Origin of the sequence: Nostoc sp., assembly GCF_036919615.1 — a bacterium.
In the GTDB taxonomy this organism is placed as follows: Bacteria; Cyanobacteriota; Cyanobacteriia; order Cyanobacteriales; family Nostocaceae; genus Nostoc.
The window spans coordinates 26752-46161 of record NZ_JBALCN010000028.1 but is presented as its reverse complement, the minus strand read 5'-3'; the positions used below and the strand labels follow the sequence as shown (position 1 = coordinate 46161).

Genomic DNA, 19410 nt, shown 5'->3' with positions numbered 1-19410 from the left:
TTGTAACTCTACATCCATTGCCCTACTTACCTTTCAGGGTTTTTTCTGTTCATTCTTTTATTCAGAATACCCGGAAAGTGACAGAAGAGGGATATTGGTTTGGCCAGAGAGGTTCAACCTGTAGGTACACGGCTAAGTTAACTTGCCATAGCCAATAATAAAGGGGACGCTTGTTTAAGTTTGGCAACTGGCAAAGCTAGGGAATCAAGTTTTTATCTACTTTCCCTGCTTGCTTATTTATGCTGTCATTTGCCTACATTTTTTATTGACGACGTTCTTGGAGCTTGCGATAGACAGATTTTAAATCAACTTTATGGTGAGCTAAGGCAACCAAAGTATGATATAGCAAATCAGCCACTTCACCTGCGATCGCATCTGCTTGATCATCCTTAAAAGCCATTACCACCTCAGCAGTTTCCTCACCGATCTTTTTCAAAATTTTGTTATCGCCACCTGCTAATAACTTACAGGTATAAGAACTTTCAATAGGATTGTCGCGGCGATCGCATATTACTTGAAACAATTGCGACAATGTATCACCTGGTGGTGGAGCAATTTTCCCTTCTATTTGGTGAAAGCAACTGCGTTCTCCAGTGTGGCAGGCAACATCTCCTAATTGCTCTACCCCTATGAGCAACGCATCACTATCACAGTCATAACGGATACTCTGGACTTTCTGAATATGTCCAGAAGTCGCCCCCTTATGCCACAATTCTTGCCGGGAACGGCTCCAAAACCAAGTTTCTTCGGTTTCCAAAGTCTTTTGTAACGACTCCTGATTCATCCACGCCATCATCAGGACAGTACCATCCAAATAATCTTGAACAATTGCAGGTACTAGACCCCGTTCATCGTAGCGAATTTCCTCAACAGGGATGGCGTAATGCAGTGAGTGCGAATCGTTAGAAGACATACCAGCTAGTTTGCTCTAATGAGAATAATTCATGGATTCACGATACCATTCAGAATAGGGTAGCTGGCATGTTTTTTTAAATTCCACTATCTTATCTAGCTCTTAACAAGAGCATTCCGTTCCATAGCAGACTGCATCTTTACAGCACTCAACGCGACTTTGTGAGCTTTTGAGGCTTCACCATACCAATGAATAGCCGAGTTAAAAGCTGCTCGGTAAAGATCCTGGTATGCTTCAGATAATCGAGTTTGAATATCTAAAGGCAAGTCTTTATTCGACTTGTATAACATATTGTTATTTTTCTAATTTATCTAATTTTATAGGATAGAAGTTCTAAGCAGCTTTTGACCCTATCCTAAGATAGAGCTTTTTATTGCCCACTGTTAGGAGAAAACCTTGGTAAATACCACAATTAAAACAACAAAATCACAAGAAGTCTTCGCCGCGGCTCAAAATCTCATGCCAGGAGGAGTCAGTTCTCCTGTTCGTGCCTTTAAATCTGTGGGCGGACAACCCATCGTTTTTGATCGTGTTCAAGGCGCATACATTTGGGATGTAGATGGCAACCAATATATAGACTATGTAGGCACCTGGGGGCCAGCTATTTGCGGTCATGCTCATCCAGAAGTAATTGCAGCGTTGCATGAAGCTTTAGAAAAAGGCACCAGTTTCGGTGCTCCCTCAGTACTAGAAAATGTTTTGGCAGAAATGGTCATCGATGCCGTTCCTAGCATCGAAATGGTCAGATTTGTCAACTCTGGAACTGAAGCCTGTATGGGAGTTTTGCGCCTGATGCGGGCTTTCACCAACCGAGACAAAATCATCAAGTTTGAAGGCTGCTACCACGGACACGCTGATACGTTTCTAGTTAAGGCAGGTTCTGGTGTTGCCACACTTGGCTTGCCAGACTCGCCGGGAGTTCCTAAAGCGGCAATTAGCACCACTCTAACCGCGCCTTTCAATGACCTAGAATCCGTCAAAGTCTTGTTTGAAGAAAACCGCGACGAGATTGCTGGCGTCATTCTTGAGCCAGTTGTTGGCAATGCTGGATTTATTGCGCCTGATGCTGGCTTCTTAGAAGGATTACGAGAACTGACTCACGAGCATGGAGCGTTATTAGTATTTGACGAGGTGATGACAGGCTTTCGGATTGCTTACGGTGGCGCTCAGGAAAAATTTGGCATTACTCCCGATTTAACAACCTTGGGTAAGGTGATTGGTGGTGGTTTGCCAGTAGGAGCCTATGGCGGTCGCCGAGATATTATGTCAATGGTTGCGCCCGCCGGCCCCGTATATCAAGCTGGGACTCTTTCTGGTAACCCTTTGGCGATGACTGCTGGGATTAAGACTTTAGAATTGCTGCAAAAGCCAGGTACTTACGAGTATCTTGACTGGATTACTAAAAAGCTAGCAGATGGTTTGCTGCAAATTGCCAAAGAAACTGGTCACGCGGCTTGTAGCGGTCAAATCAGCGCGATGTTCGGCTTATTCTTTACCTCTGGCCCAGTTCATAACTACGAAGATGCGAAAAAGTCTGATACAGCCAAATTCGGACGCTTTCATCGTGGTATGTTAGAGCATGGTGTTTACTTAGCACCCTCTCAGTTTGAAGCTGGGTTTACGTCTTTTGCTCACACCGAACAGGATATTGATCAGACTTTAGCAGTAGCACGGGATGTAATGTCGAGCCTGTAACCTGTTAAGGAATTTCCAAATAAAAAAGTATCCAGTGACCTCTTGGGGGATGGGCATCTTGCCCATCCCCCAAAATGGATGATTTATTGGAAGTCCCTTTTTTAAGCGAGTAAGACAAAAGTAAGCGTGCAAGATTCTCTGACTATAGTGTTCACTCATCTTGCGCGGTCGGGGATCAAAGAAATTTTTTAACAGGTCTGCCCTGTACCGTCATCACTCAAAGAAGGTCATATCTACGTCATATTTTCGCAATGGCTTCGTCAATACAATATGCAATATTTAACCTACATAAGTATATTCATATTAACAAGGCAGGATTAATTGCCTTTTACAGTTCTCGAAATTCCCCTCATACCCCATAGTTTACAAAAATTAACCTGCAAGAAGGCTCTTAACTTTATGTGAGGGTCTTGCTTATAGATATTAGATTATCGGTCGGGTAAGATATTTTTTCAGAGTTAGGGTTGGATCTAACTTTAAAAAATATATCAATCATGCTGTAGCTTGCATGGCAAGGCTTACCAGAGGATAAAAAACTGCCAGAAGTATTGTGAAAAAAAAGATGGTTCAACCCTTGAAGGAGCTATAAAGTGGAGGAAAATAAGTCATTTTTTAGTCTGCAAAAAATATTAATTACGTTGCTTGTCTTGAGTGTCGGCACGATGATGCTTATCAAGTCAAGCTCCTCTGAGGCTGAAAGTACAAAAAATATAAATGTAAACAATCTACCAGTCAAGGTTGGAACTCAGCAGCAGATTGAAGAACTAAAAGCGACGATGCTTAACAGTTGGCAGCAACTAGCACAAATAAAGGGTTTCTCCTATGCTGTGCCACAACGTTTTCAAGGGGCAGTAATTGACTCGGGAAAACTTACTCCCGAACAGAAAGTAATTGCTCTGACCTTTGATGATGGTCCATGGCCTGAGAGTACCGCGCAAGTACTGGATATTCTTAAACAAAATCAGATCAAAGGGACATTTTTCCTGATTGGGCAGAACGTGAAGAATTATCCAGGCTTAGTAAAGCGGGAGATTGCTGAAGGTCACGTAATTGGCAACCATACTTGGCATCATTGGTATCAATTCTTGAATCCACAAGCAGCTGCCTATGAAATTGTCCACACAGCAGACCTGATTTATCAAGTGACAGGGATTAAAACAAATTTGTTTCGACCACCAGGGGGAATCATGCATAATGGGGTGGCCGATTTCGCTAGAAATAGCAAATATGCGATCATTCTCTGGTCATCAGACTCTGTAGACTACTCGCGTCCTGCTGTACCAAAATTAATTAATAATGTATTCAGTAAGGCCAAGCCAGGTGGGATTGTGCTGATGCATGATGGTGGTGGTAATCGCTCTAAAACTGTGCAAGCTTTACCAGTAATTATTGCCAACTTTCGCAAACAGGGCTATAGCTTTGTTACTATCCCTGAACTTTTAGAAATGCAAGATAAAGATCAAAAGCTGATTGCAAACAAAAAGTAATTGTTATTTCGATGGAAATCAGCGCCTCTATCAATCGCCACTCGGCAACTAAAAACAAGTTGAATTTTTCTGGCGATTTGTAGGTTTTTTTAGCTAAACTCGTGAAAAGCCAGGTAGGCGAGATTACCAATTTAACTCACCGTTTTGACAAAAAACCGTCCAAAATTGACATCTGAACGGAATTTTTACGTATTAATACTTTATACTAACCTAGTTCTGTTCCCGCTTGTACTTGTACCTAAAAATTACAAGTCAGGAGGCAAAATCACCTGATCGATCGCGTGGATTACACCGTTAGTGCCTGTGATATCTGCCTGTGTCACTTTAGCATCATTGACAGTCACACCGGTAGCAGGATCAACTTTAACGTTGATTGTGCCGCCTTCAAGGCTTTTAACTTCGCCAGACTTCAAATCAGTGGATAATACCTTACCAGGTACTACATGGTAAGTTAAGATTTTGATCAATACTTCTTTGTTGGCTGGTTTTAACAATTCTTGCAAAGCATCTGGTGGCAACTTAGCAAAAGCTGCATCAGTGGGTGCAAAAATAGTTAAGTTATCTTTGCCTTGCAAAGTTGCGGTCAATCCTGCTGCTTTCAAAGCCTTGGTTAAGGTGGTAAAAGAAGCGTTTGACTCTGCCAACGCTAATAGGTTTTTGCCTTGATTGTCGCTAGCCCCTGGCCCTGGTGAAGTTGGAGTCGGTGTCCCCGTAGATGGTACTTGTGTTGGTGGTGTGCTGGGTTGAGGTTTAGCATCCGGGATAGTGCGTGGGGTGCGGGGTGTAGGTGGTGCAGTTTCACTAGGTGTACCAGGTTCACTAGGTGTAGCACTACCACGGTTATAGGGAGGCTCGTTGAAAATACTTGGTCTGGGATTTACCGCTCCACCAGTTTTCTGCGCCACTTGTTGGCGTTTGGTATTGCCCTTGTCTATTTGGTAAGCGGCCTGAGCAGGTGTGTATTGAGCGTTTATTTGAAGGCGTTGTCCCTGGTTATATGGGGCTTCGTTGAAAATACTGGGGTTAGCAGTTAGTGCTGATTTCGCATCAGATGGTAAAGTAATGAGAAGGCTGAAACTAGTAAATCCTGCTATGCCTGCCAACGTGGTCAGCAATTTGCTGTAATTTGTCTTCATAAATTTTGTTTGTCTTTTTTGTCCATACATTACATAAAGATTTATAACATTTTACAATGCACAAAATCTAACTGAAAGGGAAGTAAAATTTTTCCCCAGAAAAGTTTGTGCTGATCAGGTAAATTATCCAACCTCAACTGACGCTGACAAGGATGAAATATATTTAGCATATATTTCATGTAAACTAAGCAGATTTTCTCCGTCACACTAAAAGGAGTTAAAAAGCCTCAGTTGGTGTAAGTCAACTCTAGGAAAGTGGGGAAACCTCACATCTAGAAGTTATGAGTTACAATAAGCTCTGAGAGAGATTGTACTTAAAATGCCAATTTATATACAACATTGTACGTAAATTAATAGTTGATTCAAAAATCATGAATCCTATACGGGAGAAGGCTATATCTCTTAATTAACTATTGATTACTCAACAAAAGCACAGAAAAAGCACAGAAATTAAGTACCTAGTACCGCAAGGCATAAGTCACTTATTAGACCTCTTGCATAAATCAAAAATAAGAACCCCACACCGCCAAAGCTACGCTTTGTCTCCCCTCCCCGCTTGCTCTTAGGGGTTGGGGGTGGGGTGTTAGGGACTTTTGCAAAAGGTCTATTCAAAAGTCAACAGTATTATAGAATGGGTTTTTTAGGTATTTTAAATGATTGCTCTATTTACGCGGTGGCGTACTAGATTATCTTAATATAGCAGTCCTAAATGATTTGTAAACTTTTTTCCTTCTTCTGTTGGCGTTCTTCTCTACGAGACGCTGCGCGTTGGTGGAGTCTCTTGCAGAGAAGGCGACTTGGCGGTTTAATAATTTTTACAACTCAAATAGAATTGCTATATAGGCTAACGGTGACAGAAATTAAAATAACTGCTGAAGATTCCCGACTGAGCGGTTAGGTTTATTTATATATTAATTATGCCGAATTAAATTATTTAGTTATTTGATATTTGAATCAATCAGAAAACGATATTTTTTAACTCGAGAATTTTGCCAAAAATCAGGCATAAGTTCAACTCTGATCTTAATTCAAGAGACAACTAAGCAACTAATGCCAATAAAAATTACTTTAACTAAAGATACAATTGTAAAGTTAAGAAGTTGAGCAGTTACAAGGCATACAATATGTTGGAATTATACCAATGGGAGTTATCTCAATACTCAGAGAAAGTGCGCCTAATTCTAGATTTTAAAGGACTAGATTACCGCAAAATAGAAGTTACGCCTGGAATTGGACAAGTAGAACTGTTCCGGCTGACTGGTCAAAAACAAGTCCCGGTATTAAAGGATCGGAATAGATATATTGCGGATTCTACGGAAATAGCTAAGTATTTAGACTTAGAGTATCCCGATCGCTCAATAATACCGCAAGATCCCAAAAAACGGGGTTTAACTTTATTAATAGAAGAATGGGCGGATGAGTCTATAGGCATCAAAGGTCGGAAAGCACTATTTGCAGCAATAAGTCAAGATCAAAATTTCCGCAAGTCTTTATTACCCACCTCAACACCAGATATATTTAAAAGTCTAGTTCAAGGAGTACCTAGTAACTTCCTGACAGTGTTGGGTTTTGGGGTAGGTTATAGTCCAGATGTGATCCAGTCAGCGATCGCATCCTTGAAACAAGACTTGGAAGCGTTAACATTATTACTGGCAGATAGTCCTTATTTAACAGGAGACGAGCCGACTTTAGCTGACTTATCAGTGGCTGGCTTATCGATATTGCTCAAGTTCCCCCCTGGCCCCTACCTAGATTTACCAGCTTCTATTAGAGGTAAAGGATTGCCAATCTTTGCAGAGAATATAGATTATGCACCATTCTTTACCTGGCGCGATCGCCTTTATGCCCAATTCCGTAAACCATTCATCAGTACCACTTCATCAACAGGGGGTGCGCCAACTTCTATTCAGATTGACTAGGTAATTGGGCATTGGGCATTGGGCACTTGTCCTGAGCGACTTGTGCCGAGCTTGTCCTGAGCGTAGCCGTAAAGCCTGCGGCATAGCTTCGCTTAAGGCGCAGCCTAAGAAGAGAAATATTGGGCATTGGGCATTAATTATTTCCTCCCACTCAGCACTCCTAACTCCTAACTCCTAACTCTTGACAAATTCGCAACTTTTGCCCTATCCAACTAAAATTCAACATAAGAGATAGCACCAACAATCATGTAATTAATTAGATGAATTCGGGACAGCCATTAGGTTCGGTTATTCAAGGTTCTCTGACTGAAGGTTTAGAAGTACGATTGCATCCTGACATTTCTGTGGAAGATATGCGGGTGGGTAAGTTTCTTGTTGTGCAAGGGATGCGATCGCGTTTTTTTTGTATGCTGACAGATGTGGCACTAGGAGCTGCTAATGCGCGAATTATTGCTAATCCTCCCAGTTGGGAAGACACTTTTTTACGAGATGTTTTAGCCGGAAGTGGTACATACGGTACTATCAACCTCGTGCCGATGTTGATGTTCACTCCCGAATCTGAAGAATTTTTCTCCCCAACAAATGGCAAATCGGCAAATCCCTTTATCCCATCGGTGACGGGTTTAGCTTCATTTGTGCCACAAACCAGTACGACGATGGAGTTGTTGCCTGTTAAAACTATTCCTAGCCACTTTAGTCAAGTTTACGAAGCAAGTGTTGAGGATTTTCGCCGGGTATTTGGTTGGGAAGATGACCCCCAAAGGCGCAATTTTTCCATCGGGAAACCTTTGGATATGGATGTGCCCGTTTGCATCGATTTAAACCGCTTTGTTGAACGGAGTAATGGGGTTTTTGGGAAATCTGGTACTGGTAAATCCTTTCTAACACGGCTACTTTTAGCTGGCGTTATCCGTAAAAATGCGGCAGTAAACTTGATTTTTGATATGCACTCTGAGTATGGCTGGGAAGCAGTCGCAGAAGGTAAAAATGTAAGTACTGTTAAGGGTCTAAAGCAACTTTTTCCTAGTAAAGTTGAGGTTTACACCCTCGACCCAGAATCGACAAAGCGTCGGGGTGTGCGTGATGCTCAAGAACTTTATTTGAGCTACGAGCAAATAGAAGTTGAAGATATTAAGTTATGTAGCCGAGATTTAGGACTCTCTGATGCAGCCTTGGATAACGCTAATATTCTATATAGCGAATTTGGCAAGTCTTGGATTGTCCAGTTGCTGAATATGACCAATGAAGAAATCGAGATGTTCTGCGACGAGAAACGCGGACACAAAGGCTCGATTATGGCATTGCAGCGCAAACTCTTGCGGATGGATAGTTTGAAGTATATGCGAGCGGTTTGCCCCCAGAATTACATTAGTAAAATTGTCCAGTGCCTGGAATCTGGGAAGAATGTTGTGATAGAATTTGGTTCCCAGTCTAATATGCTCTCTTATATGTTGGTGACGAACATGATCACCCGACGGATTCACGAGCATTACGTCAAAAAAGCAGATAAATTCCTGCAAAGCAAAAATCCTAGCGATCGCCCGACACCATTGATGATTACCATTGAAGAGGCGCACCGTTTCCTTGACCCAGGAGTGGTACAAAGTACTATCTTTGGGACTATTGCCCGTGAACTGCGGAAATATTTTGTCACACTTTTGGTAGTTGATCAACGTCCATCAGGCATAGATAATGAAGTTATGTCCCAGATAGGGACTCGCATTACTGCTTTGCTGAATGATGAAAAAGACATTGACGCAATTTTTACAGGTGTATCTGGTGGTGGCGGACTACGATCAGTGTTGGCAAAATTAGACTCTAAACAACAAGCTTTAATTTTGGGTCACGCCGTTCCTATGCCAGTAGTAGTGCGTACCCGTCCTTACGACGCAACTTTTTACGAAGAAATTGGTGAGCCAGCCTGGGAAGAAAAATCTGACGCAGAAGTATTTGCCGCTGCTGAACTAGCCAAAGCTGACCTGGGATTCTAGATAGTTATTTGTTCAGTTGTCCTCTGTTACAAAGTTCTGATGCCTTCTCTACCAGACGCTACGCATAGCTTGCTTCTCCATAGGAGTACGGCGGCTGCGTCAACGGAAGCGCAGCCTCTTCTCTACCAGAGGCTACGCCAACTAGTCCATGAGCGTCGGAAACCTCCGCTCAACGCCAGTTCGCACAAGTCGGGAAACCCGCCCAAGCGACTGGCTCGACTTTGCGCTTTGTCCTTTGCAAATGACCAATGACTAATAACTAATGACTAATTCGTGACATCCCTCCATCGTCACAACAAATTAAGTTCGGTTATCCGGCTAGGTTTGAGCAACAGAAGAGGGGTTTTTGGCGTCACTATAGATGTAGTAAGTAATTTCAAGGAACCTTAATTTATTTTTCGCAAACGACGGCTTTTGAATTATAATTAGACGCTTTATCTTAAGATACTTTACTATCTGCCTAATTTATCGTATTATAAAGCTAAGTAGAACTCATACCGACTTCGGATTTTCCAGTTACTGTCAGTAACTGCCTAAAAGAAGAATTCTCAAAAACAACCAACGTGCTTATATAGAGATTGAAAATTTAGGGAAGGTAGGGGAACCTATCATTGGGAGCTTACCGTCTTAACAACGGCTATATCAATTGATTAATTGCTTTTGGTAGCTCCCGATATTTCGTGATAGATGTACTACCTCTCCCAATCTTTTTTAGTAAGAAAACATACATTGTGTTTACGGAGTAGAGGATAACGCACCAATGCCTACTGTCAACACCCAAACGGAAAACCTCAATACCAAATTCACGGCTGATATGGTGCGAACCTATCTGCGGGAAATTGGTCGTGTACCACTGCTAACCCGTGAACAAGAAATTGTCTATGGGAAGCAGGTGCAACAAATGATGACGCTGATTGACGCCAAAGAAGATTTGGCGAAGAAGTTGCAGCGCGAACCTAATATGTCAGAGTGGGCTGACCAGGTTGAACAATCGGAAACCGAGGTACAACAAACGGTGGCGCAAGGTAAGCGGGCAAAGCAAAAAATGATCGAAGCAAATTTGCGTTTGGTCGTTGCTATTGCTAAGAAGTACCAAAAGCGGAATATGGAGTTTCTGGATTTAATCCAGGAAGGAACACTAGGATTAGAACGGGGTGTGGAGAAATTTGATCCAACCAGGGGTTATAAGTTCTCAACCTATGCTTACTGGTGGATTCGCCAAGCGATTACCCGGGCGATCGCCCAGCAAGGTCGCACCATCCGGTTACCGATCCACATTACTGAGAAACTGAATAAAATCAAAAAAGTACAGCGCGAGTTGGCTCAAACCTTGGGGCGATCGCCGACTCCAGCCGAAATTGCCAAAGAACTGGAAATAGAACCTGCTCAGATCCGCGAGTACCTGAATATGGCTCGTCAACCAGTGTCTTTGGATGTGCGAGTTGGTGATAACCAGGATACTGAGTTGCAAGAAATGCTCGAAGATGATGGCCCATCACCAGAGTATTACACCAACCAGGAATTCTTACGCCAAGACTTGAACAACCTGCTAGCAGAACTAACCCCGCAACAGCGAGAAGTTTTAGCTCTACGTTTTGGTTTAGAAGATGGTAACGAAATGTCATTGGCGAAAGTGGGTGAGAGATTGAATCTCAGCCGTGAACGCGTTCGCCAGTTAGAGCATCAAGCTTTGGCTCATCTGCGTCGCCGTCGTGCCAATGTCCAAGAATACGTTGCAAGCTAAAACGAGAGACGCGAAATACCGCGTCTCTAGACCACTTTGGTGATCCGCCTTCTGAATTCAGGGGGCGATTTTTTTTGTGCTGGCAATCCAATTACGCTTGGGTTACCCCTACTGATTTAATGGTTGTAGGTCGGATGTGATCGCAATTGAATTGTGCTGAAGGGGCCAATCATTGATTTTGACGAACTGCACGATCGCGATCACTTTGCTGTTTAGTCGCGATCTCACACTCATCTGTCCCCTATAGAGCAAATTCAATTGCCAAACTAACGCAGGTACTCCAAGCTGAACCTACTTAATTGGTGGCTAACCAATCTGGCTCAATCGGGATGAAGCATTTCAAAGTGAATCGGTGTCAGTCAGCCCCAACTCTTCTCTACGAGAGGCTGCGCCAAGGAAACGCTACGCGAACGGGGAAGTCAAAAGTCACTCATTCAAAAGTCAAATATTTTGAACTCCATAAATAAATTTAGGGGCTTGTAACAAGGACGCATTGAAAAGAAGTGCTACGTATCTCGGTTCAAATATTTTTATTTTTTCATAAATAAATTTAGGGGCTTGTATCCCTTTTTTGACTTTTGAATGAGTGACTTATTGAATTCGAGCGTTCGCGCAGCGTCTCGTAGAGAAGCGAGTGGTCACCAATAATATAGATATTTCAACATTAGTGACACTGTTAAGTGTTAGAGGAGCGCGATCTGCCAGGATGGATGCCTGAATTCTACTTGATGACAAAGTTAGACGGGTCTTGATCTCGTCGATGCTTAGTGGGAATGGGGTCTGGCTGCCCATCACCCGCAAGGGCTGCGGTTTTCTCTAGGGATTCCCTCAATCGCTTGGCTGCGTAGATAGACATGTCTCGGGGTACATTAATGCGATCGCGCAAATATCGCAGAGCAATATCAGATCCCGATGGGGGTACACAGTCTTCATCGGTCATCATGTGTGTTAAAGCACAACGTAGAGCTTGGTCAAACAATTTATCATCTAAGGGGTTGACTCGGATAATATTGATGCGGTGTTCGATAGTTCGTTGAAGAGCTTCCATACGGGAGTTTTCCGGTTCTGGATAAGTAACATCTGGTAGCCCAAACCAGGAACCATTATCCACCCGCGCTTTATTGAGAAGCATCTGGGTTTCGCCGTTTTCCCAACAGCCCCCCATCTGGGGCGGCAAATCATGTACGTGGGTGTGAAAGTCGCTCTGGGTACCGCAGTAAGTTGGTCGGCTTTCCATTGCCGCAAACCATGCCCTCAAGCGAGGGTTTTCTTCCCGCAGGGAGTAGCCCTTGTAGTAATAAAGGCTTGCATTCATCCGTTCAACATAGGGCGTAAAAATGACATCGACGATGCCGAAACTATCTAGAAAGTAGGGCCCTGGGGTGCGACCCAGAGCCGACTCGACCATAGCCACCACTCCGATAAATTGTTCTCGGTTGCGTTGTTCTTGTTGAGAAGAACCTGCTCTAGAGCACAGCCAAGTGCACCAGGCTCTAAATAAAAGTCGTTCTAATTGACGTAGAGGAAGCACCATGCGGTCTTCCATCCCTTGGCTCAATGGATCAAAGACCTTTTCCAAGGCGATCAAAATGTCATCACTTTCCTTAATAATCCGTCCATCTAGCTCGATCGCGGGGAGCATTCCTGATGGTACCTTACGCTTGTACCAACTTTCTTTCTCCCCATAGCAGAACATTGTCACTTTTTCGATGCGATAGGGGATCTGTTTTTCCTCTAGCCATAACCAAACTTTTTGACAGTAAGGACACCAGGCGTGGTTATCGCGGTATAGCGTTACCCGCACATCAGATTCGGGCTGACCAAACAAGCGCAACCTGGCTTTAGCGTTGGTGAGACCATTAACGGTATCTATTTGATAGTCCGTGAGGGTTTCTAGTTCTTGCCAGCTTAAGGGTGCGGTAGTCATAGGGTGAGTTGCGTAAGGCAATACTTAGGACAATTCTATACTCTACAACATTTTCAATTACACCAAGGCTTAATTTAATCAGTAGGTTTCCCCATTTGGAAAATATATTGGACAAATAGCAGCCTGAAAGCATGGCAATTGTCAGAGTTTGAGCTTTGGTAATGATAAATTCTATTTAAAATCCTGTAAAAATTATTAGCGATCGCGTAGTGTTACACAGCATAGTAGATTGCTTTGATATCTTGCAGCATTCTTAATTAGCACCCGCGATCGCCTGAAACTCGAAGTTCTAGGAACCAATAGCCAAAGCTACTCAAGTGAACTAAAACCTAAGTCTGGAAAGAATTTAATTCTCTTAAGAGGACTTTCGCTATTAGCCATAGGTTTCTAACCTGTGGCGGTTGTTGAGATTAGTGCAAAATATTAATAGTTGCGAGATTGTGCAGCCAATCAGGGGCATTACATATAATTTCGGTTAGCAGGTAAACCTCATTATGGCAAATACGCCTCAACGTTTCCTTGAAAAAATCCGCGAAGCGAAAAAGAAAAAGCTTAAAGAATTAGATTTAAGCAATGATTGGGGTACTGATGACAAGGAAAAATTAACAGAGATTCCTGCTGAGGTGTTTGAACTGAAATGGTTGAAGGTATTGAATTTAAGCCGCAACAAATTAACGACACTACCAGAAGCGATCGCCCGCCTGCAACAACTCAGCTCTCTGTATTTAAGTGGCAACGGATTAACTACTTTGCCAGAAGCGATCACCCGTCTGCAACAACTCACTAGCTTAGATTTAGGTCGCAACCAATTAACCACTCTGCCAGAAGCGATTACCCGCCTGCAACAACTCACTACCCTGTTTTTAAGTTACAACAGATTAACAACACTTCCAGAAGCAATCACCCGTCTCCAACGTCTCACTATCCTGGGTTTAAGTGGCAACAAATTAACCATATTGCCAGAAGCCATAATTCGCTTGCAACAACTCACTTCCTTAGATTTAAGCTACAACGAATTAACAACACTACCAGAAGCGATCATCCATCTGCAATGTCTCACTACTCTGCATTTAAAAGCCAACCCTATCGAAACTCCACCATTAGAAGTTGTTACAAAAGGTATTAAGGCAATTAAGGATTATTTTCGACAACTGCAAGCAGAAGGCACAGATTATTTGTGTGAAGCAAAGTTACTAATTGTTGGTGAAGGAGGAGCAGGGAAGACAACATTGGCGAAGAAAATTGAAGACCAGAATTATCAACTCCAAGATGAAGACTCAACGAAGGGTATTGAGGTAATCCAATGGCGTTTCCCAATGGGAAATGGGCGACAATTTCGAGTCAATATCTGGGACTTTGGGGGGCAAGAGATTTACCATGCTACTCACCAGTTTTTCCTCACCAAGCGTTCTCTCTACCTTTTAGTGGAAGATACCCGCAAACAAGACACGGATTTTTATTACTGGCTGAATGTGGTGGAACTGTTGAGCGATAACAGTCCGCTGCTTATCATCCAAAATGAGAAGCAAAACCGCCACCGGGAGATTAATGAACTCCAGTTACGGGGGCAGTTTACTAATTTTAAGGAGACTTTACCAACAAACCTTGCTACCAACAGAGATTTAAAACAAGTTTTAGAAAAAATCAAGTATTACATTAAAAATCTACCCCATATTGGCAGTCCGCTCCCAAAAACCTGGGTTAGAGTCCGGGAAGCTTTGGAGAGTGACTCACGCAATTACATCAGTTTGGATGAATACCTGAACATTTGCCAGAAAAATAGGTTCAATAGAAGAAATGACAAGTTGCAGTTAAGCAGCTATCTGCACGATTTGGGAGTATGCTTACACTTCCAGCAAGACCCACTTTTAAATAAGACCGTCATCCTCAAACCCAAGTGGGGTACTAGTGCAGTCTACAAAGTGCTGGATAATGAAAAGGTGATTCGCAACCTGGGCAGTTTTACACGATCTGATTTGGCAAACATCTGGTGTGAAGATGAATACGCCACGATGCATGATGAACTATTGCGCCTGATGATCAACTTCAAGCTGTGCTACGAAATTCCTAGAAGCAAAGGAAAGTATATTGCCCCACAGCTGCTGTCTGCAAATCAACCCTCCTATGACTGGAATCAAACCAACAATCTGATTCTGCGTTACACCTACGAGTTCATGCCCAAGGGCATCATCACCCAGTTCATTGTCGACATGCATGAGTTGATTAATCAACAAAAATGTGTGTACAAAAGCGGTGTTGTTCTCAGCAAAGACCAGACGAAGGCAGAGGTGATTTAATATTACGGCAAGCGGGAGATTAAGATTCGAGTCTCAGGTCGTCACAAAAGAGATTTGATGACTATAGTTACACATGAACTTGATAAAATTCATGACTCGTACAAGCGACTAAAGTACAACAAGTTAATCCCCTGTAATTGCGACACCTGCAAAGATAGCCAAGAGCCATACTTTTACTTTTTTGAGAGATTGCGACAGTTTGTAGCTGATAAGCAAGAACGCATTCAATGTCAAAAAAGCTATCAAATGGTTGATGTCTTGGGCTTAATTGATGATGTGATGGATAGAAGGGAGTTACTGAAAGTAGAACAGCAGATAGGTGGCAATTTTCTGCTCAATTCCTCTGAGACAAGAAAGGAAAATATCGTTGTAACAGTTAATAATGTAATTCAGCCATCAAAGCAATAAAATAATTTTATGACAGAACCATTTAAACAAGAAGAGAATTCTAAACCAGAAGTGCAGGTTACGCTTCCGTTTGCGTTTAGAAATGGAATGTTCTATTTATTTGTATTTGTAGTTGTATTTTGTCTAATTGCATTTTTTGGTGGTTCGCTACCATTTCATTATCTAGCTTTAACAATTATTGGCACAGCAATATTTATCGTTTTAATAGGCGTTCTACAACTCCGTCAAGATAACCGCCTATCTGAGAAATCTTTTGTAGATTTGACAAAAATGGTATTGGAACAGTTACCTTTAATTGGCAATATTATTAAGCAGTTTCAAGGCAATAAATAAGAGTATAGAAAAATCCTATTTGAATTGTGAAAATTTTTCGATGTACCACCTAGATTTTGATCCCCCCTAACCCCCCTTAAAAAGGGGGTAGAACTAGAATCGAGTGCCCCCTTTTTAAGGGGGTTGGGGGATCTAAAAGAACGGGAAATTGAGTGTTTGGGCTTAAGTTGACACCGATGAGCATTGCTGTGCCCCTACAAACCGACTGTATTACATAGAATTGAAAACTGCTATTTAATTAAAAGCGATCGCTCCACCACAACATATTACTGTTCTTCACCTTTTTCCTGAAGGAGCGATCGCCAATCTTCAATCGCCTTCTCCGTCCACAACCAATTTTTAGCTAATTTATCTACCTGGAAATTTACTGGATCAGACTTAACTACCAACTGCCGCAACTTGAACGCTTCATTCAGATATTGTGTCTGCTTACCATTAGGCTGACTAAGTGCAGATTTATATAGTCCGAGAGCTAAACCAGCATAGGAAGTTAAAGCATCCTGAGGAACTGCTGTCTTTGTGGATCTTGAGTCTGTGTTCTTTTCTTTGAGAGCTAAATTCAAAGCTTTGAACCAAGAGTCATTAGCTCGATTTAGATTGCCTTCTGTGTAGTAGGCAAATCCCAAAGCGTTATTATACAAAAGCGATTCTGGTTTAGCTTTTGCAGCAGTTTCCCAGTAACGGCGGGCATCATCAATGCTATAGTTATTGTCTCTAGTTTGGATAGACTGCCATGCTAATCGTCCCTTGTAAAAGTTGACAGATGGATCATCAGCTTGTTTATTTGGAATTAGTTTCAGGGCAGTATCAGCCGCAGCCAGTGCGCCACGATTAAGTAGTTCTTCTACAGCCAATAACCCACCTTGCAAATCTCCCTGGCTCAATTTTTCCGTAGCGGTGGCAGTGACAATTCCAGTCGCTGCTGTTTCTAAGTCGATATTTTGCTGCTTTTGAATGGGTAAAGACTGGGTAGGAATTACTGGTATTTTAGGCATTGCTTGGGGTCGATTTTGCCACCACCAATTTAAACCGATCGCAGCTGCTAACGCACTAATTCCCACAATGCCCACAATCGGCCATAGCTTGCGGCGACGGGTATGAGGTCTTGGTGGGGCTGGTTGCGAACGCAAAAAATCAGCAGAATTTTGCCAATTTCCTTCCAAGTTTCCAGCAGTTTCAGATGGAGGTGCTGGGGCTTCTCCCCACAAATCTGCTTCCTTTTGCAAAGAAGTTATTTCCTCTGAAACCTGCCTTTGCTGAAGATTATTTTCGCGAATTTGTTGATCTAATTCAGTTGGAGCTTTTTGGTTATCTAGCTGACGAAATAAATCCGAAACTATAGCACAATCTTCTGCATAGCTTGGGTCATCATACTCAATTTCATCAACGAGATCGCCCCAAGTATCTTCACCCAGCCAGTCCAACCCAGAAGAGTCACGCGCCAAATCAGAAGGAATCATTTCCTCCATTCCTAAAGGCATTTCGGTATCATCTGCGATCGCAGAGTACATCGTGGAAGTTGCCCCTAAAGGCGAACTATACTGGTTGGAGGACTCCTCACTTTCGGATAACTCAGTTTCCTGCCTCAAGAAACCGTCAAATTCTGGCTGGAGAAATAAAATCGGTAATGCCCAGTACATCTGGTGAGAACCATAGGCAGAAATTAATCCTTGGCGCACCCGACTTACGCACAAATCTACTGGATATCCCTGACTCAAGTTGCGGTAAAACAATTGTGTGAGCGTCAGTGCCACTTCATCAGGAATCCGTTCTGACATAGCCAAAACGCTTCTGATTCCGCGTTTCACCAGACTTTCTGCCAGGTTTCGTTCGCCAGTATCTCCAGAGGGATTGGATGCAGGTGTGTACGCCCCCAAGCAGGAGTTAAACACTGCCATTTGGATGTTATTGTTGACAAGCAAACCTGCCAGATCGTCCCCAGTCAAGATTTCTGTTAAGCCAGTTCTGCGACTAGCAAGATAAATTTCTCCGCCATTGGTACCTAAGTTACTATGACCAGAGTAGTGGAGAACGTGGTATCTGCCTTGTTCTAGGGCTTGCGTCAGTTCTTCCCGTCCTGGCTGGTCTAGCACAGTCAGGTCAATTTGTGGGTAACGGTTGCTACCTTCAGCAAGTCGTGATGTTTGACGGTGAAGTTCAGCTTGCAGTTTGATCGCTTCTTGTTTGAGTAAGTCAAGACGGACTTGATCTGAGGGGGAAGCAATTACCATCAATACTTTCACACCACCTTGTTCTAGTGGTGTGGGCATATTTCGCGTAGGCGTAGCCCCCCGCAGGGATCGCAAAAGGGAAGCTCCCAAAATTCCACTTTGGAACCGAGAAAAAGCGACATAAGGCCCAGTAGCCAGAGGGCGATCGCCTGCGTGCATCACTTCCCAAGGCAGACGAGCTAATCTAGTGTCTTTTAGCCCCAAGCGCAAGCGTAGTACTTGTTGATGGTTCTGGGCAATACCTTGGGCAGTAATCCAACTATCTCTGAGAGTGCCTTGAAATAAAGCGTTATAAAATTGTTGACCCAACGCCACCAAGTTTACAGAGTTTCTGGCGATATCGCTTTCATGGCCGCCAGAGGCGAATGGATCTCCTTGCAACACCGACTTTAACGGGTCATTCATCAAATGCCCAGCAGCGATCAACCAATCAGCTACAGGCCAAGTCACCAGTTCTTCTGCCAATGGCACCCCAGGCGCGACTTGTTCCGTCCGCACCAAGTAGTCATTTTGCCCTACAGGAGTTACCGAAATGTGGAATTCCTGGGTCACAGTTTCTCCTGTCCGCCTCCTAAATCTGGTTTGAAACGCGAAAGTTTCAAGTCGATTTTTCGCTCCCTCTGATAACTTAGATGCATCCCACCCCTGAATGTTTCTGATTCTAGTTGTTTTGCGTTTTCTGCCTTTACAACTTTATCCGGATCGGATTACTTCGGTCTAGAACACTTAATTGGTAGATGCACCTTGATCTTCAACTCCCCTAGTTGGCTAACACCACTGGGGGTTTTTTTATTTTGGCAAACAACAGTAACCTCTAACGCAGATATTCTCTACCAGAAAATAGTGCTTAACCCTAGAATACTTGATTAGTAGATGGATGTCCCTTGATCTTTAACTCCCCTAATTCAGTTAATATCCACTCTTGTTTTTTTTGACACACGGCAACAATAAATTTTCTAATAAATTTATCCGGAGCATGGTGGTTTAACTTAGAACATTTAATTGGTAGATGCACCCTGATAACTAGCTCCCCTGGTTGGCTAAAACCCACTGGGGGTTTTTTTATTACTTAATAAGCACACAACTTACGCACTGAAAACCACCAAACCTATATCTGAATAAGCCTACACCAGTTGCTTCTCCTGCTTAAAGACGCTGCCTGTAAGCTTGCTTTAGGAGTCGGGGAATCCTTTGAGTCGTTCCTACCCTGCGCTAACAGCAAGGCAGTAGCTCCCCTGAAAAAGGGGGAACTTTAAGAGCCAACTTTTTTTAAGGGATTGGAGAATCTCTTGTGCATAAGTTCTAAAACAGCAATCATCCCTGACACAT

Annotated in this window: 11 protein-coding genes and 1 pseudogene; 7 read left to right on the top strand and 5 right to left on the bottom strand. The window is 42.9% G+C overall.

Annotation, left to right across the window (positions count from 1 at the left end; genetic code table 11):
* Window positions 1–262: 262 nt before the first annotated feature.
* Window positions 263–913, bottom strand: a complete 651-nt coding sequence (gene hisIE, locus V7K48_RS09770) for a bifunctional phosphoribosyl-AMP cyclohydrolase/phosphoribosyl-ATP diphosphatase HisIE (RefSeq protein WP_335071862.1) — start codon at window positions 911–913, stop codon at window positions 263–265.
* Window positions 914–1008: 95 nt separating this feature from the next.
* Complete coding sequence (locus V7K48_RS09765) at window positions 1009–1203, bottom strand: ChaB family protein (protein WP_334956933.1); 195 nt, start codon at window positions 1201–1203, stop codon at window positions 1009–1011.
* Between the two features lie 106 nt (window positions 1204–1309).
* Between V7K48_RS09765 and hemL the strand changes: the two genes are divergently transcribed.
* The gene (gene hemL, locus V7K48_RS09760) at window positions 1310–2608 is read left to right on the top strand and encodes a glutamate-1-semialdehyde 2,1-aminomutase (protein ID WP_335071860.1); all 1299 of its coding nucleotides are present in this window, start codon (window positions 1310–1312) and stop codon (window positions 2606–2608) included.
* 590 nt (window positions 2609–3198) lie between these two features.
* Window positions 3199–4095 (top strand): polysaccharide deacetylase family protein, encoded by an 897-nt coding sequence (locus V7K48_RS09755; RefSeq protein WP_335071858.1) that lies wholly within the window; start codon window positions 3199–3201, stop codon window positions 4093–4095.
* A gap of 245 nt (window positions 4096–4340) precedes the next feature.
* Here V7K48_RS09755 and V7K48_RS09750 read toward each other — a convergent pair whose 3' ends face one another.
* Window positions 4341–5231, bottom strand: coding sequence for a fasciclin domain-containing protein (locus V7K48_RS09750; RefSeq protein WP_335071856.1), 891 nt, complete (start codon window positions 5229–5231; stop codon window positions 4341–4343).
* 1124 nt (window positions 5232–6355) lie between these two features.
* Here V7K48_RS09750 and V7K48_RS09745 point away from each other — a divergent pair.
* From V7K48_RS09745 to V7K48_RS09735, 3 genes are all read left to right on the top strand, one after another.
* Window positions 6356–7150 carry a glutathione S-transferase family protein gene (locus tag V7K48_RS09745; RefSeq protein WP_335071854.1) on the top strand — a complete coding sequence of 265 codons (795 nt, stop codon included), beginning with the start codon at window positions 6356–6358 and terminating at the stop codon, window positions 7148–7150.
* A 260-nt stretch (window positions 7151–7410) separates the two neighbouring features.
* The gene (locus tag V7K48_RS09740) at window positions 7411–9141 is read left to right on the top strand and encodes an ATP-binding protein (RefSeq protein WP_335071852.1); all 1731 of its coding nucleotides are present in this window, start codon (window positions 7411–7413) and stop codon (window positions 9139–9141) included.
* A gap of 760 nt (window positions 9142–9901) precedes the next feature.
* Window positions 9902–10885 carry an RNA polymerase sigma factor, RpoD/SigA family gene (locus tag V7K48_RS09735; RefSeq protein ID WP_335071850.1) on the top strand — a complete coding sequence of 328 codons (984 nt, stop codon included), beginning with the start codon at window positions 9902–9904 and terminating at the stop codon, window positions 10883–10885.
* A 721-nt stretch (window positions 10886–11606) separates the two neighbouring features.
* Here V7K48_RS09735 and V7K48_RS09730 read toward each other — a convergent pair.
* Window positions 11607–12812 (bottom strand): glutathione S-transferase family protein, encoded by a 1206-nt coding sequence (locus V7K48_RS09730; protein ID WP_335071848.1) that lies wholly within the window; start codon window positions 12810–12812, stop codon window positions 11607–11609.
* 494 nt (window positions 12813–13306) lie between these two features.
* On the opposite strand from V7K48_RS09730, the pseudogene V7K48_RS09725 reads away from it, so the two are divergent.
* Both V7K48_RS09725 and V7K48_RS09715 read left to right on the top strand, forming a co-directional pair.
* Window positions 13307–15517: pseudogene (locus V7K48_RS09725) on the top strand (COR domain-containing protein).
* Window positions 15518–15526: 9 nt separating this feature from the next.
* Window positions 15527–15850 carry a hypothetical protein gene (locus V7K48_RS09715; protein ID WP_335071842.1) on the top strand — a complete coding sequence of 108 codons (324 nt, stop codon included), beginning with the start codon at window positions 15527–15529 and terminating at the stop codon, window positions 15848–15850.
* Window positions 15851–16116: 266 nt separating this feature from the next.
* On the opposite strand, the gene hetF is transcribed toward V7K48_RS09715, so the two are convergent.
* Window positions 16117–18633, bottom strand: coding sequence for a cell division protein HetF (gene hetF, locus V7K48_RS09710; RefSeq protein ID WP_335071840.1), 2517 nt, complete (start codon window positions 18631–18633; stop codon window positions 16117–16119).
* Window positions 18634–19410: the final 777 nt, after the last annotated feature.

Coding starts and splice junctions, on each gene's coding strand:
- V7K48_RS09745 (WP_335071854.1), top strand. CDS start 6,356: ATGTTGGAATTATACCAATGGGAGTTATCTCAATACTCAGAGAAAGTG.
- hisIE (WP_335071862.1), bottom strand. CDS start 913: ATGTCTTCTAACGATTCGCACTCACTGCATTACGCCATCCCTGTTGAG.
- V7K48_RS09715 (WP_335071842.1), top strand. CDS start 15,527: ATGACAGAACCATTTAAACAAGAAGAGAATTCTAAACCAGAAGTGCAG.
- V7K48_RS09730 (WP_335071848.1), bottom strand. CDS start 12,812: ATGACTACCGCACCCTTAAGCTGGCAAGAACTAGAAACCCTCACGGAC.
- V7K48_RS09765 (WP_334956933.1), bottom strand. CDS start 1,203: ATGTTATACAAGTCGAATAAAGACTTGCCTTTAGATATTCAAACTCGA.
- V7K48_RS09740 (WP_335071852.1), top strand. CDS start 7,411: ATGAATTCGGGACAGCCATTAGGTTCGGTTATTCAAGGTTCTCTGACT.
- V7K48_RS09735 (WP_335071850.1), top strand. CDS start 9,902: ATGCCTACTGTCAACACCCAAACGGAAAACCTCAATACCAAATTCACG.
- V7K48_RS09750 (WP_335071856.1), bottom strand. CDS start 5,231: ATGAAGACAAATTACAGCAAATTGCTGACCACGTTGGCAGGCATAGCA.